Source organism: Thermococcus peptonophilus, from assembly GCF_001592435.1.
In the GTDB taxonomy this organism is placed as follows: Archaea; Methanobacteriota_B; Thermococci; order Thermococcales; family Thermococcaceae; genus Thermococcus; species Thermococcus peptonophilus.
In genome coordinates, this window is the sequence record NZ_CP014750.1 from 75,873 (window position 1) to 90,946 (window position 15,074).

Consider the following 15,074-nt stretch of genomic DNA (forward strand, 5'->3'; position numbering starts at 1 on the left):
GCTCATGGGTCATCTAATCTCGATAGCCAGCGGCAAGGGTGGAACTGGAAAAACAACCACTACGGCCAACCTTTCAGTGGCCCTCGGGGGGATGGGCTACAAAGTCCTCGCTATTGATGCCGACCTTACCATGGCAAACCTCAGCCTTGTCATGGGGATAGACGACGCCGAAACCACGATACACGACGTTCTTGCGGGGGAAGCTGACATCAAAGACGCTATCTACTCAACAAGCTATGAGAACGTTGACCTGGTTCCAGCGGCGGTTGACTGGGAGCACGTCCTTAAGGCAGACCCGAGGAGGCTCCCCTCAACGATAAAGCCGCTGAAATCGGAGTACGACTTCGTGCTGATTGACTGCCCTGCGGGCCTGCAGATGGACGCGATGAACGCCATGATGAGCGGCGAGGAGGTAATCCTGGTCACGAACCCTGAGATATCGTGCATAACCGACACGATGAAGGTGAGCATAGTTCTCAGAAAGGCCGGGCTGGCTGTTCTCGGCTTCGTCCTCAACCGCTACGGAAGGAGCGAGAACGATATACCGCCCGACGCAGCTGAGGAGGTCATGGAAGTTCCCTTGCTGGTGGTTATCCCCGAAGACCCGAAGGTCAGAGAGGCGACGCTTGAGGGAGTTCCGGTTGTTGAATACGCTCCTGATTCAGAGGGTGCTAGGGCGTTTATGAAGCTGGCCGAGGAAGTGAGCAGGATAGCGGGCTTCAAGGCAAGGGTGATGGGATGATACTGGCGTTCATAGGTACCGCCGGGAGCGGAAAGACGACCTTAACCGCAGAGTTTGGGAAATACCTATCCGAAAACGGGTACAGAGTAGCTTATGTTAATCTGGACACTGGAGTAAAGCGACTGCCGTACACTCCCAACCTTGACGTCAGGGAGAAGGTAACGGCGTGGAGCCTTATGGATGAAGGCCTCGGGCCGAACGGGGCTATAGTGAAGAGCTACGACATCTTGGCGGAATACACGGGGGAATACGCTGAGAAGATCAGAGAACTTGAAAAGGAGTCCGACTACGTCCTGATAGACACCCCCGGCCAGATGGAAACTTTTCTCTTCCACGAGTTCGGGGTCGAGCTGATGGAGGCCTTTCCAGATGCCCTCGGGGTTTATCTCTTCTCACCGGAAGTGCTTAGGAAGCCCTCCGACTTCTGCTTTGCGGTGTTCTTCGGCCTCATGATAGACCTCAGGCTGGGAATAACGACAGTACCTGCCCTGAACAAGGTGGACACCGTCAAAGACCTCGGGGGAATACGGAAGTACCTCGATGACATAGACTACCTCACGGCGAGGCTGAAGCTTGAACCATCCACTCAGGGGCTTCTGGCATACAAGCTGTGCTCAGCACTCCCGGAGCTTGCACCACCCACGAGGGTTCTCTACCTCTCGGCGAAGACGGGTGAGGGCTTCGAGGACCTCGAAACCGTGGCCTATGAGCACTACTGCACCTGTGGCGACCTGACCTGAACAGCTGTTCAAAAGGGAAGAAACAAGCTGGAACACTTTTCCACGTGGGAAGGGAGAAGGCTTATCTCTTCTGGCTTTTAAATGCCCAGGGTGATGCTCATGTGCCTCATCGCCGGGGGAATAGGCAGAAACCTCAAGGAAAAGCTCATCACGATGGCGATAGCCGGAAAGCACAGGGGCCCTGACAGCTTTGGAGTCTGGACCGAAGGGGGAGTCCTCAAATCTGATGACTTTTCAAAGCTGAGCGAGATTCCGGATGGGAGGATCGGCCTCCTCCAGTGCAGGCTGGCCATGACTGGTTCAAAGAACTTCACCCAGCCATTCATAAATGATCTCGCCCTTGTCCACAACGGTGAGATATACAACCACGCGGCACTGAGAGAATATCTGGAAGGGAGAAGGGTTTCGTTTGAGAGCGACGTTGACAGCGAGGTTATACTCAGGCTCATCGAGTTTTTGGGGGAAGAACACCTGAGCTATCCCGAGATAGTTAAAAGACTCTTCTGGATGCTTGAGGGGGACTATGCCGTTGCATTCTCCGACGGAGAGCGCATCTACCTGTTTAGGGATCCAATGGGAATCAGGCCGCTCTACTTCTCACGTAACGGCCTGTTTGCAAGCGAGAAGAAAGTCCTCTGGGCGGTGGGTGAGAAGGAAGTTGAACCCGTCCAGCCGGGAGAGCTCGTCGTTCTTGAGAAGAACGGGGTGAGGCGGGCCAGGCTGTTCTCCCTTGAGAATCTAAAATCCAAGGCAAAATGCGAAAGGAAAGACCCCGTCGGAGGTGTTGAAAAACTCCTCAGATATGCTGTGAGGAACAGGGTCAGCGGAAAAACTGGAGTTCTGTTCTCCGGCGGTCTGGACAGCACTCTGGTTGCCTATTTAGCGTCGCAATACTCTGATGTAGTCCTGTATACTGCTGGAACGGAGGACAGCCCCGATACAGAGTGGGCAAGGAAAGTGGCCGACCACTTTGGCTGGAAGCTGAGGGAAATAACGTTCGACATCGAAGACGTCAGAGATGCCGTAAAAAGGGTAATTTATGCCATCGAAGAGCCCAACCCGATGAACCTCGCCATAGGACTGCCGCTCTACTTTGCATCAGCCCTAGCTTCTTCAGACGGTACGCGCGTTCTCCTCAGCGGGCAGGGTGCGGACGAGCTCTTCGGAGGCTACGCGAAGTACCTTGAGAGGCCCGAGCTTATGGAGGAAGAGTTAGCCCTCATCTCCGAGAGGAACCTTGCAAGGGACGACAAGATAGCAATGCTGAACGGAGTTGAGGGAAGGTATCCCTTCCTAGCCCTTCCGGTTGTGAGCTTTGCCCTTAAACTGCCGCTCGAAGCGAAGATAGCGGACGGAACCCGGAAAGTCATCCTCAGAAAGCTCGCCCTGAGGCTCGGAATTCCGGAGTGGATAGCTGGGAGGGAGAAGAAGGCCGCCCAATACGGCAGCAGGGCGCAGAAGCTCCTTGAGAAGATAGCCAGAGAAGAGGGTCTAACGCTCAGAGAGTTCGCGGAGAGGCTCTTCAGGGAGACGTTCCCAAACGCTTTTTAACTTCACCTTTAACTTTCCCTCATGAGAATCCTAATGGTAGGGCACTACCCTCCCCACGGCGGAGGTGTTGCAAGGCATCTCGACAACCTTGTTAGGGAACTTAGAAAGCGCCACGAAGTTCGCGTGCTCACTTATGGTCCCGTCAAGGTGAGGGAGTTCGAGAGGGAGTTTGTCCATCAGCTCAGGGTTCCGCCGGTGTACGGCCTGAGGGGAAGTACTTTCGCCTTTGCGGGCGCGAGGAAGGTAGCTCAGCTCCACCGAGAGTTCGATTTTGATGTTGTACATTGCCACTTTGCTGGAACAACATCCTTCTCCGGTGCACTGGCCAAGGAGAAGACGGGCCTGCCCCTCGTGGTTACAGCTCACGGAAGCGACCTTGAGAACACTCCCAAATCTCCTCTAGGCAGGTTCTACGTCACAAAAAGCCTGAGAAAGGCGGACGCTGTTATAGCTGTCAGCCACCACTTGGCGAGGCTCGCAAGGGCTCTAGGGGCTAAAAACGTCAGAGTAATTCCTAATGGGGTTCCCGAGTTTGATGAGCCTGAAATGGAGAAGAGAGAGTACGTGACTTTCATCGGCGCCCTCCGGGACTATAAGTCCCCGGAAACGTTTGTAGAGCTCGCTAGGTTCTTTTCCCACACTGAATTCCTAGTTGTGGGTGACGGCCCCCTCAGGAAAAAGCTTGAGGCAGAAGCTCCGCCGAACGTCCGCTTCCTCGGCTACCGCACGGATGTTGGGGGGATTTTAAGCAAGAGCCTTCTACTGATCCTGCCCTCCAAAAGAGAGGGATTCGGTCTTGTCGTTCTCGAAGCAAACTCTCTTGGAGTCCCTGCGGTTGGAAGGAGGGTCAGTGCAATTCCAGAGCTTATCAGGGATGGGAAGAACGGTCTAACGTTCACCAGCTTTGATGAACTCGTGGAGGCAGTTAGGGCACTCCTGGAAAGTCCGAAGACAGCCAGAAAAATGGGTTCAACGGGAAAACGCGTTGCCGGGAAGTACTCCTGGGAAAAAGTTGCAGAAGAAGTTGAACGGGTGTACTCGTCCCTCGTGGGATAGCTTTTTAACCAGCTTTTCTCACCGGAAGTCGAGAGGGCGTTCAGAATTATCGGTCATGACTGTCGGTTTTCTCAAACACCGGCGAGGTGAGGGACGTGACGATAGTTATCAACATGCGAGACGGTCTGGACGAGAGAAAGATAAAGGTTGCCTCGAGGCTCATCCTTGAGGGGAAGCTCGTGGCGTTTCCGACCGAGACCGTTTACGGTCTTGGCGCTGATGCCCTGAACGAGAGGGCCGTCAGGAGGATATTCGAGGCCAAAGGAAGACCCGCGGATAACCCTCTGATAATTCACATAGCCAGCCTCGATGACCTGGGGAAAGTGGCCAGGGAGGTTCCCGAGAAGGCAAAGATCCTCGCGGAGAGGTTCTGGCCGGGACCGCTCACGCTCGTCCTCCCAAAGCGCGACGAAGTACCGTTGGTCACAACCGGCGGCCTCGACACTGTCGCCGTCAGGATGCCCGCCCACCCGATAGCACTTGCCCTCATAAGGGCAAGCACTCCACTGGCAGCTCCCTCGGCCAACATAAGCGGAAAGCCCAGCCCAACTTCGGCTGAGCACGTAATTGACGACTTCTACGGAAAAATCGAGGGAATAATAGACGGCGGAGAGACGTGGATCGGTGTTGAATCGGCGGTCATTGACCTCACCGAAGAGCCCCCATTTCTCCTGAGGCCTGGTGGTATCCCTCTGGAGGAAATAGAGAAAGTTATCGGGCCTGTGAAGGTACACCCCGCCGTTAAGGGCAAGAACGCAGACCTCGCAAAGGCCCCGGGGATGAAGTACAAGCACTATGCCCCAAACGCGAGTGTGGTGGTTGTTGAAGGAACTCCAGAGAACAGGAGAAGAAAAATCCGTGAGCTGGTATATGAGTACAGGAAAAAGGGCTACCGCGTTGGTGTGATGGCAACTTTTGAAGTGGAGGCTGACGAGTTCTACTTCCTTGGGCAAACCCCTGAAGAAGTCGCCAGGAATCTCTTCAAGGCCCTCAGGGAGCTTGACAAGCGTGGTGTGGACATGATAATAGCCGAGGGAATTGAGGAGAAGGGAGTAGGGCTCGCGGTGATGAACCGTCTGAGAAAAGCGGCCGGCTACAACATAGTTAAAGCATAGGCAACGCTTAAATATTAGTCCATGGACATTTCCTTAGTACCTGCATGGTCACCAATGTAACGATCTGGGGTGAGAGAGTTGGATTTACCCGAAGGTGCTTCCCCGGAAGAGATGGAGGAAATTGGGTTTAAATACGTTGATAGCGGCAGGGTTAAAGAGGGATTGAAGCTAATACTCAGAGCTGCCCGGAGGTATGAGGAGAGAAAGGACTACGAGGACGCTGCGAGGCTTTTCAGGTACATCGGGAGATATCTCGCCAGAAAGGCTTCCCCCGAGAAAGCTAGGCCGTACCTGCTTAAGGCGGCATCCCTTTACATAAACCTTGTTGAAGAGGAGATATCAAAGCCCGATGTTGACTTGGATACTCTCGACCAGTACACCCTGAACGTTCTTGAGGTATTTGCGATCACAGGGGACTCGAAGTTCATGACCAAGTACGGTGCGAGGTTTGGGAACATCTACGAGGAGCTGGGAAGTTCGTTTGAAAGTTCTGGAGACGTTAAAATAGCAGCCAGGGTCTATGAGTCGGCTTTTCACTACTACAAGATAGTCGGAAGCGAGACTGACATAAAGCGTGTTGCTGGGAAACTCCTCGACATTTATGGTGAAATCACTGAGAATCTCGTTGAAAATAGAGACCTCTCAGCCGCTGCGGATGCGTTTTATGTGCTCGCTAAGTATGTCAGGGCCATATTTGGCCACGACTCTCACTATCTTGAGATTATGGAAACGGCCGCTAAGAACTATGAAAAGGCCAGCAAGCTTTCGTACTCCGAGGGTAATCTTGACGGGACTGCGACGAACCTTGTTAAGGCCCAGTATGCTTATATGCTCTGCGAGAACACGGGCAGGGCAAAGCTCGTTGGGATAAACGCCGTTAGGATGCTCTACCAGATAGCGAGTTCCTATCGCGCCGCAGGAGACGATAAAATGACGCAGGAAAAGCTCATTGAGCTTGCTGAGGCCCTGATTGGAATAAACAAGTTCAATGAAGCAATTAAAAACTACAAAGAGGCCCTCAACATCAGTTCGAACATTGAACAGAAAATCAGGATACGGCTGGCCCTGCTAAAGACCTATATTGCCAATCAGAGGCTCTACGACCTTCTAGACATCATCGAGATTGCGGAGTTTTACGTGTCCAGAAAAAGACTGGCCCAGGCTTATGAGCTCCTGGTCAAGATTCTTGAAAAGAACTCGCAGCTTGAAGAGCTGAACAAAAAGATTTTAGAGGCAGAGGGATATTACTGAGTCCTCAGCTGTGCCCTCGGAAGCGGAATGTGGTACGGGAGCCTCATCTCCTTGGAAATGATCATCAGGAGCGGCGAAAGTTCGCTGGTGAGGAAGTTGGTAACTTCCACAAAGAGCACCGAGTTTACCTTTTTCTCCTCTTCCCAGAGGTTCAGGATTTCATCAATCATTTCCTTCTTCGGGGGAAGGTACATTAACATCCCCTTGATGACAGCCCTCGCAATCTCGGGCTGATAAGTCACTTCAAAGCTGAACACCACTTCAACACCGTTTATCTTTCCAGTTGGAGTTCTTACTTCCCCTAACCTGAGATCCTCTATTTTTGGGCTCAAGTTTACCTGAATCTGACCTGTGGGTATGCTTACCGCGAGCTTTTCTACCTCAACTTTCGTGAGGTTGTGTGCGACCACCGGCATCTTTGTTCACCAGAGTGGGCTTGATCCGGTACTATAAAACAGTATCGGTTAGCTTATAAGGAAAGCGACGGAGAACGAACTGATGCCAAGGGAAAAAGTCGTGAAAATCTGGGACGAGCGGGAGGTTGTGTACTCCCCAAAACGCTGGCGCTACCTGTGGGAAAAGCGCGAGAAGGCCCTAAAGATTATGGAGAGACTGAAGGACTTTGACCCCCTCCTCTATGGAAGCGTCGCGAGGGGAGACGTTAGAAAGGACAGTGACATAGACATCTTCATCCCGATCAAGGTTCCAAGCTACCTGATCGAGCTGGCCCTCGAAGGCCTTGTGAGACGGAGAAAAATCGTCATGGCAACGCCCTGGCACCTGATAAAGGGCGTCATTGAGATAGATGAGGAGACGAGCGTTACCTTTCCCCTGCTTGAACCAACGGACAGGGAGCTGGAGTTCTACCGCTGGGGCGGGGCAATCGACATCTGGGGTGTCAAGACGAAGGAGAGAGTGCCTGGAGTTAACAAGAAGCTCATCCTCATAATACCGACGGATAGGGGACACATTGAGAGGGAAGTCGTCGGGAGAGAGCCGGAAGTTGCCAAAATACTCGGAGTGAGCATTGATATTGTTACCGAGAGGGTGCACGTCCTGACGAGAAGGGACAGTATCGGGAGGACGGGGATTTATCTCAACGAGGAAGTTCCCGATTGGATGAGCTTTGAGGAGGCGCTGAAGATCATAGCCGACCGGGACCCCAACGTGAGGAGAAAGGTACGGGAGAGGGGAGGCATCTGAATCTTTACTCCTCCTCGATCTCTTCCCCTGCAAGTTCCTTCAGCTTGTTCATGTCGGAGCTGACCGCTATGAGAACGTCCCCTTCCTCAATCCTGTCGTCCTTTCCGGGGTTGTAGATGTAGCGGTCTCCCCTCTTTATCGCCAGAATCCTCGTTCCAATCTTGCTCGGCAGCTTGAGCTGGGCGAGCGTCTTGCCGATGAGGACTGAACCGGGCCTGACAGTGACCCTTCCGAGCTCCTCCTCGGTGTCCTCCATTATCTTCCTGATGATCGGGTGGGGTTCGATGTCCCTCAGTACTATGTCGGCTATCGCATAAGCGGCATCGCTGATGCGTTCGTTTATGTCGGCCAGGTCGATTATGCTGAGGAGGCTTTCGGGGTCGCCTTCGTGTTTCGCCGCGCGGAGGGCAAGCTTCTTTACATAGACTGTCAGATCATCCATTTTCTCTTCGAGAAGGTATACCTCCTCCGCTATGTCCTCGCTGTTGTAAAGGACGGAAGAAAACGCTAAGTCAATCATAAGGGAGGAGAGATCCTTCATCTCAACCAAACAGCCCCTTATCTGTTCGAATTCATTCATTCGGCATCACCTTTATATTGCCTCTTGCTATCTCCTTCAGGTAGTCTAGAGCGGTTCTCGTCCCCCTGCCGATGAGTATATCCCCCGGCATTATCTTTGTGTCTTCGTCCGGATCGAAGATCCAGCGCTTCCCGCGCCTTATCGCGATTATCCACACTCCGGTGTTTGTGGAAAGATCGAGCTCGTCAAGAGTTTTTCCAACGAGAACGGACTCGGGAGAAACAACAACCTTTCCTATCGTCTCCTCGCTCTCGAGGATAACCTCAGTTATCAGTGGGTGTATCTTCTCTTCCAGAACCATCTTGGCAAGATCTGCAGCTGCGTTCGAAATATCGTCTATGGCCCTAGCCATTTGAAGTATCGAAGTTATCCTCTCAGCATCACGGATGTTTCTGGCCGATAGAACCGCCCGGACTGTTAAGTTGTAGTTAAGGAGATCCAAGTATTCTTCCAGCTTGAGAACTTCTTCCGCCATTTCCTTCTCTTTGAAGAGAGCCGCCGAATAGGCAAGATCAACCATGAGCTCTGCGGTGTTCTTCATCTCGACGAAGATGTCTTTAACATTATCGGGAACCTCGACCTCGTCCCATTCTTCCATAGACTCTCTCCTCCGTTCAGAAGTCACGGAAAAGTGCTTATTTACTTTTCGTCTCACAATGTTTATAAAAAATGATCCTAAACAAAGCCGGGGGTGAGCAGAGTGGAAGGTGATGAAGATGTTGCCAGTGGAAGTAAGCGTCGGTACGAGAGACTGGCGCGAGAGGCTAAAGCAGACGTTTCTGGTAACGTTTCCGGCTTTATTGCTCTGCTTAGTCCTTGATTTCATCGGTGGCGGTGTTCTCGGTAAGCACTTTTCAATGATAGCAACGAGTTATCCCCTCCTTCTTGTGATTCTCCCCGGCCTCAGCGACCTTCGTGGGAACGTCTTTGGTGCTATGGCATCCAGAATGACGACTGCACTCCACCTCGGTAAAATCAGGGGGATCCTTGACAAGGAAGTTACGACCAACATCTCCATGGCCATTGGAAGTTCTACGATACCGCTCCTTGTCCTCTGGGTCGCTGGGGCGATAAAGCTTGGTTTCTCGAGTTCATCTCTTGTGGTTCTTCTCATAGTTATAGCCTCTATTCTCATTATTGGCCTTCTGCTCGGCTACGCCACTGCCCTGATAACTATCTTCCCGTACCGTTGGGGAGCGGATCCTGACATGATTGCTGCCCCCCTGATAACTTCGGTGGCAGATATAGTCACGATTCCCAGTCTAATCTACCTGATCTTCTTCTATGAAGATTATCCCTCGCTGTTCTACATCTTTACTGCCGTTATGCTGGTTCTTTTTGCCGTCCTGCTTCTGAAGTCCCACTACACTCGCGAGCATAGGAGGGCTTTTAAGGAGGTTGCAACGGTTCTCACAGTCCTTGGGATTATCGAGATATTCTCCGGTTCAACCCTCGAGTCCTTCAGCGATGTGATATCCAAGGTGATAATCCTTAGCGTTATCTATCCTTCCGTCCTCGACAGTGTCGGCAACTTCGCCTCGATAGCTGCTGCAACTACCTCCACTAGGCTTAACCTTTCAGGAGTTAAGGCGCTGAAAACTCACGATTTTTATCTCGATGTTGGCAGTCTTCTTCTCCTCGCACCCATAATCGGCTTCTTAACGAACTATATTGCCGTCTACGTCACCCGTCTAATCGGTCATCAGGGAGAGATTATCTGGCCATTTGTTTTGGGTTATCCCTTCCTGGTTCTTGTGAATATGCTTATAGGAATAATCGTAGCTTACATTGCCCATCGCTTTGATATTGATCCCGACAATGTGGCAATACCGACTGTTACTACGATATCCGACGTTATGGGGACGCTCTTCATTGTATTATTGGCAAAGCTGATGGTGGGAGCATGATAAGTCTCTCCATGACTGCTTATCCAGGGAAGAGGATGGATGCCTTCCCCCGATGGGCCGAGAAGGTGAAAGCCCTTGGCTTCGAGGGAGTGGAGATAGTGAGCGAATGGCCCCACTTCCTGAGTAGGGAGAATCTGCCCCTCTTCAAGGAGGTTCTTGAGAGCGTTGGGCTTAACGTAACGGTCCACGCCCCCTTCAGCGACCTTAACATAGCCTCCTTCAACGAGAGAATAAGGAAAGCCTCCCTTAAAATCCTCGAAGAGACGATAAGGCTTGCCTCGGAGCTGGGGGTGAAAGCGGTTACCGTCCATCCCGGCCACTGCTCCCCAGTGAGCAGGAAGTACCAAAAGGAGTATATAGAGATTCATAGGGGGTCTCTTAAGGCCTTGGCGAGGATTTCAACTGAGTATGGGGTCCCAGTTGGAGTTGAGAACATGCCGAAGTTCCCAATCCTTGATGCACAAATGCCCGAGAGACTTGCTCTCCTCGTGGACGGCATAGACATCGGGATCACATTTGACATAGGGCACTTAAACACGACAACGAGAGACTTTGAAGGTTTTTTAAAGCTTTTTGGGGACAGGATAGTGGCCGTTCACATACACGATAACCATGGCAACTCTGACGAGCATCTAACACCCGGCGAGGGAAACGCTCCGTGGGGAAGGATTCTCAAAAAGCTTCCAAAAGTCCCATGGGTTCTGGAAGTCAAGGGGCTTGAAGAGGGGAGGAAGGGGCTTCTTTTCATAAAATCAGTCCACTGGTGAACTTTTAAATTCATCAGCGCTCGAATTTTTCTCTGCGCAACATTTTTATACATTTCCACGGAATTTTTACTCGAAAGTTGCTTTCTCAGGAGGGATAGAAATGGCAGAAAAGATCGTTGAAGAACTCAAGCCCTTCTTCGAACCGAAGGCAGTCGCAATCATCGGCGCCACCGACAAGAAGGGAAAGGTCGGAAACGTTATTTTTGAGAACTTCAGAATGAACAAGGAGCGTGGAATTTTCAAGGGCAAGATCTACCCCGTTAACCCCAAGCTCGACGAGATAGAGGGCTATAAGGTTTATCACGACGTTAAAGAGCTCCCCGATGACACTGATCTGGCCGTTATTGCGATTCCAGCCAAGTTCGTTCCAGCAACAATGAGGGATATAGCTGAGAAGGGCATCAAGGCCGTCATAATCATCACCGGGGGCTTCGGTGAGCTCGGCGAGGAAGGCAAGAGAATGGAGCAGGAGATACTTGAGATAGCGAGGGCAAACGGAATAAGGGTCATCGGCCCCAACTGTGTCGGCGTTTACGTTCCAGACACGGGTGTTGATACCGTCTTCCTGCCCGAGGAGAAGATGGACAGGCCAAAGAGCGGACCAATAGCCTTCGTCAGCCAGAGCGGAGCCTTTGCTGCTGCTATGCTCGACTGGGCGGCCGGCGAGGATGTTGGCATCGGAAAGATGGTCAGCTACGGCAACAAGATAGACGTTGACGACGCCGATCTAATGGAGTACTTCATCCACGACGACGAGATAAAGGTTGTGACATTCTACATCGAGGGTGTCAAGGACGGAAGGAAGTTCATGGATGCAGCCAGAAAGATAACCAAAGTTAAGCCTGTCATAGCCCTGAAAAGTGGGAGAACGGAGTACGGTGCTAAAGCCGCTTCTTCACACACTGGCTCGCTCGCTGGAGCTGACACCATCTACGACGCCGTCTTCAAGCAGACGGGCATAATCCGTGCTGAGGACTTTGAGCACATGTTCGACTTAGCTAAGGCCTTCGCAGCCCTTGGCCACAAGCTCCCGAAGGGCGACAGGATAGGCATAATCACCGACGGCGGTGGAGCGGGCGTTATGGCGAGCGATGCCGTAGCAAGGTTCGGCCTCAAAATGGCCGAGCTGAGTGACGAAACCATAAAGTTCCTCAAGGAGAACTTTCCGCCGCACGCGGTAGCTGGGAACCCGACCGATGTCGTCGGCGACACTGATGCCGAGAGGTACAGGATAGCTATCGAGGCCTTCACGAAGGACCCGAACGTCGATGCCATAGTCATCATCGTCCTCTTCCAGGTTCCGCTCCTCGAAGAGGAGAAGATCATCGAGATACTCGCCGACTACCAGAAGAAAAGCGACAAGCCGATAGTTGCCGTTGCAATGGGCGGAAGGAAGACTGACCGCTACGCGAGGATGCTTGAGGAGAGGGGCGTCCCCGTTTACCCGACCCCTGAGAGGGGAGTCCGTGCCATGGCAGGCCTCGTGAGGTATGCGGAATACCTCCGCAAGGTTAAGGGGGAATGAAGTATGAGCGCCAGAGAAGAGGCCCTTAAGGTTATTGAGAGTGTTTTGAAGTCCGGAAGGACTGCGCTCGTTGAGTACGAGGCCAAGCAGGTCTTGAAGGCCTACGGCCTGCCCGTCCCAAACGAAAAGCTTGCCAAGACCCTTGATGAAGCACTGGAGTACGCCGAAGAGATTGGATATCCGGTTGCTATGAAGCTCATGTCGCCTCAGATACTCCACAAGAGCGACGCCAAGGTCGTCATGCTCAATATAAAGTCCCCCGAGGAGCTGAAGCAGAAGTGGGAGGAGATTCACGAGAACGCGAGGAAGTACCGCCCCGATGCCGAGATTCTCGGCGTCCTCATAGCGCCGATGCTCAGGCCTGGAAGGGAAATCATCATCGGTGTCACTGAAGACCCGCAGTTCGGCCACGCGATAATGTTCGGTCTCGGCGGCATCTTCGTCGAGGTGCTCAAGGACGTGACCTTCAGGATAATCCCGATAACCGAGAAGGATGCAAGAAAGATGATAACAGAGATCAAGGGCTATCCGATTCTTGCTGGAGCGCGAGGTGAGGAGCCTGCTGACATAGACGCCATCGTGGACATGCTCCTTAAAGTATCTCAGCTCGTTGACGAGCTCAGGGACTACATCAAGGAGATGGACCTCAATCCGGTTTTCGTCTACGAGAAGGGCAAGGGAGCCGTTGTCGTTGATGCCAGGATAATAGCGAAGGCTCCAGAGGAGAAAAAGGAGTGAAAAACCCTCAACAACTTTCTTTTTTGCCCTTTTGTCACTTTTGGGCATTTCTGAGCAATACTCTTACAGGTTGCCCAGCTCAAGAACCTGCCCCCACTTCTCGCAGACCTTCTTCAGCCGTTCCATTACTTCCCGCTTCCCCCCAAGCACTGGCCACAGGATTGAGTCTATATGGAGCGGTGGAATTCCCGTTTCTTCGGCGACTTTTCTCCAGAAGCTCACCGGCGGCTCATTAGTTATCCTTTCTGTGTAAGCTTTTATTCTGACGTCCTCGGGAATGTCTATCTCCATTGGGTACGGGACGAAGTCCCCAAAAGCTATTCTTCCCGCGTAGCCAAACATCTTGACGGCGAAAACCACGGTCTTTGCAGTTTTTGGAGAGCCCAAGACCTCTGCAATGTCGTTCCGCAGTCCCACCATATCCTCGAAGTAGTATCTCCTAAGTTCCTGGAGCGTCAGCGAGTTTAGAAACGGCTCGAGCTTTTCCAACCTCTTGATCTTTCCGGCAACGAGACGGCGGTTGGTCCTCGATGAGGGTAAAAACTTGGAATATGCCCCAACTATGCTCTCTCCTGGAGGGTTTTGGGAGAAATAATTCGAGAATTCCCACCACCAGTCCTCTCCCTTACCGCTTAGCTGGTAGCTGACTATGGAGTTGGCTATTACCAGCTTGATGAAAGTCTCATCGTCGTTCAGGTTTTCGTGGAGGTGGTTGAGGGCGTCGAACTGAAGGTCTACCCTCTCCTCGATAGTCCTCGCGCACTCGATACCCAGCTCTTTAAGACCTTCTATAAGTTTGCCGGCTTTTTCCTCGTTCGTCCTGTACTTTATTTTCACAAAACGCTCCAGGCTCATCACTGACCACCGGCAACGCTTTTTATAATCCTGCTCAGGAAGGCGTTCTCCTCCACGACCTCTGCCCCACTGTTCCTTGGAACTCCCAGTTCAATCCTGGCCTTTATCCCGTGATCCTTTAGGTAGTCGAAAACCCCACTGCTGAGTCTCTGGAACTCGGACTTAAGGATCAGGCCGTAGACCGTCGGTCCCCAGCTGCTCTGACCTGCTCCATACGTCTTTTCATTGAGGAACTCCACTATCAGAGATATGTCCTCCCTGAACTCCCCGCCCTGGAATCCAGCAAAGTGTCTGCCCACGAGCTTCTGTATAATGCTCAGGTGTTCTCCAAAGGCCTTTATGTTGCGCTCCTTGAGGGCTGGCAAAAGGCCGAGCAGAACCCTGTGGCTTATCTCTCTGGCCGCTTCAACGTTGCCAAAGCTGGACTCCATCGCGGGCTTTTCCTCCTCCTCATCTGGGCCGCGCTTAAGCTTCGGGATTACTAAGAGGAAAGCCCACTCCTCTGGAAAGTCCTCGCGGAGTACTAACGGCGGGATGGAGTTCTTGACACCGCCATCCAGCACAAAGCCGCCGTAGGCGAAGGTGTATATTCCAGCGCCGCTGTTCTTACCCCTTCCAAGGACTCTAGCAAGTTCCCCGATCGAGACCTGAATCCCGTTGAGCCTTGCCACTGCAGTTCCAACGGCCAGGCTGAGCTGGGTAGTGGAGCCAAGGCCAACGTGCCTCGGAATTCCACGTCTGACTTCAACGAGGTAGTTTACTCCCGTCCCAAATGCAGCGTTCATTTTCTCTATGGTTCTTTCGATTGTCTTGATATCTTCTCCGTGAGCTCTGATCTCCAGCTTTTCTGAGGAAAGAACCCTTACCTCGTAGCCACCTTCGAGCGCAACCCCCAAACTCCCAAACCTTCTGCCGAGGCTGCCAGTGGGGTCGATGAGGCCGAGGTGGAGTCTCCTCGGTGTGCGCACTATCACTATCCCACCACCACAAATGCAAAGGAAAGCTGGCCTTTTAACCCTAATGAAGCTTAGGGGGAACTAACGG

General features: G+C 52.4%; 16 protein-coding genes. 11 read left to right on the top strand and 5 right to left on the bottom strand.

Annotation, left to right across the window (positions count from 1 at the left end; translation table 11 throughout):
- Positions 1–4 precede the first annotated feature (4 nt).
- From minD to A0127_RS00405, 6 genes are all read left to right on the top strand, one after another.
- Positions 5–742, top strand: coding sequence for a cell division ATPase MinD (gene minD, locus A0127_RS00380; protein WP_062386401.1), 738 nt, complete (start codon positions 5–7; stop codon positions 740–742).
- Entirely contained in the window at positions 739–1,482 is a 744-nt protein-coding gene (locus A0127_RS00385) for an ATP/GTP-binding protein (RefSeq protein ID WP_062386404.1), read from the top strand. Before minD ends, A0127_RS00385 begins: the two co-directional genes overlap by 4 nt.
- Positions 1,483–1,581: 99 nt before the next feature.
- Positions 1,582–3,033: an asparagine synthase (glutamine-hydrolyzing) gene (asnB, locus tag A0127_RS00390; protein WP_062386407.1), complete on the top strand. Its 1,452-nt coding sequence runs from the start codon at positions 1,582–1,584 to the stop codon at positions 3,031–3,033.
- 21 nt (positions 3,034–3,054) lie between these two features.
- Entirely contained in the window at positions 3,055–4,089 is a 1,035-nt protein-coding gene (locus tag A0127_RS00395; protein WP_062386411.1) for a glycosyltransferase family 4 protein, read from the top strand.
- A 95-nt stretch (positions 4,090–4,184) separates the two neighbouring features.
- Entirely contained in the window at positions 4,185–5,204 is a 1,020-nt protein-coding gene (locus tag A0127_RS00400) for an L-threonylcarbamoyladenylate synthase (protein WP_062386415.1), read from the top strand.
- Positions 5,205–5,315: 111 nt separating this feature from the next.
- A complete protein-coding gene (locus A0127_RS00405) occupies positions 5,316–6,455 on the top strand; it encodes a hypothetical protein (RefSeq protein ID WP_231855771.1) in 1,140 nt (379 codons plus the stop codon).
- Here the strand turns inward: A0127_RS00405 and A0127_RS00410 are convergent.
- A complete protein-coding gene (locus A0127_RS00410) occupies positions 6,449–6,871 on the bottom strand; it encodes a hypothetical protein (RefSeq protein ID WP_062386421.1) in 423 nt (140 codons plus the stop codon). The two genes, A0127_RS00405 and A0127_RS00410, sit on opposite strands and share 7 nt — an antisense overlap.
- Before the next feature lie 82 nt (positions 6,872–6,953).
- Here A0127_RS00410 and A0127_RS00415 point away from each other — a divergent pair, with 82 nt between their 5' ends.
- Positions 6,954–7,658, top strand: a complete 705-nt coding sequence (locus tag A0127_RS00415) for a nucleotidyltransferase domain-containing protein (protein WP_062386424.1) — start codon at positions 6,954–6,956, stop codon at positions 7,656–7,658.
- Positions 7,659–7,662: 4 nt separating this feature from the next.
- Here the strand turns inward: A0127_RS00415 and A0127_RS00420 are convergent, their stop codons facing one another.
- Positions 7,663–8,238: a potassium channel family protein gene (locus A0127_RS00420; RefSeq protein WP_062386428.1), complete on the bottom strand. Its 576-nt coding sequence runs from the start codon at positions 8,236–8,238 to the stop codon at positions 7,663–7,665.
- A complete protein-coding gene (locus A0127_RS00425; RefSeq protein ID WP_054841168.1) occupies positions 8,231–8,836 on the bottom strand; it encodes a potassium channel family protein in 606 nt (201 codons plus the stop codon). The genes A0127_RS00420 and A0127_RS00425 overlap by 8 nt, the downstream gene beginning before the upstream one ends.
- 112 nt (positions 8,837–8,948) lie before the next feature.
- Between A0127_RS00425 and A0127_RS00430 the strand changes: the two genes are divergently transcribed.
- The 4 genes from A0127_RS00430 to A0127_RS00445 all read left to right on the top strand — a co-directional run bounded on the left by A0127_RS00430 (position 8,949) and on the right by A0127_RS00445 (position 13,175).
- Positions 8,949–10,145 carry a magnesium transporter gene (locus A0127_RS00430; RefSeq protein WP_231855772.1) on the top strand — a complete coding sequence of 399 codons (1,197 nt, stop codon included), beginning with the start codon at positions 8,949–8,951 and terminating at the stop codon, positions 10,143–10,145.
- The gene (locus tag A0127_RS00435) at positions 10,142–10,912 is read left to right on the top strand and encodes a sugar phosphate isomerase/epimerase family protein (RefSeq protein ID WP_062386434.1); all 771 of its coding nucleotides are present in this window, start codon (positions 10,142–10,144) and stop codon (positions 10,910–10,912) included. Before A0127_RS00430 ends, A0127_RS00435 begins: the two co-directional genes overlap by 4 nt.
- 100 nt (positions 10,913–11,012) lie before the next feature.
- Positions 11,013–12,437: an acetate--CoA ligase family protein gene (locus A0127_RS00440; RefSeq protein WP_062386437.1), complete on the top strand. Its 1,425-nt coding sequence runs from the start codon at positions 11,013–11,015 to the stop codon at positions 12,435–12,437.
- Between the two features lie 3 nt (positions 12,438–12,440).
- The gene (locus A0127_RS00445) at positions 12,441–13,175 is read left to right on the top strand and encodes an acetate--CoA ligase family protein (RefSeq protein ID WP_054841167.1); all 735 of its coding nucleotides are present in this window, start codon (positions 12,441–12,443) and stop codon (positions 13,173–13,175) included.
- Positions 13,176–13,238: 63 nt separating this feature from the next.
- On the opposite strand, the gene A0127_RS00450 is transcribed toward A0127_RS00445, so the two are convergent.
- Positions 13,239–14,030, bottom strand: a complete 792-nt coding sequence (locus tag A0127_RS00450) for an N-glycosylase/DNA lyase (RefSeq protein ID WP_062386440.1) — start codon at positions 14,028–14,030, stop codon at positions 13,239–13,241.
- Complete coding sequence (locus A0127_RS00455; protein WP_062386443.1) at positions 14,030–15,004, bottom strand: beta-ribofuranosylaminobenzene 5'-phosphate synthase family protein; 975 nt, start codon at positions 15,002–15,004, stop codon at positions 14,030–14,032. The genes A0127_RS00450 and A0127_RS00455 overlap by 1 nt, the downstream gene beginning before the upstream one ends.
- Between the last annotated feature and the right edge of the window lie 70 nt (positions 15,005–15,074).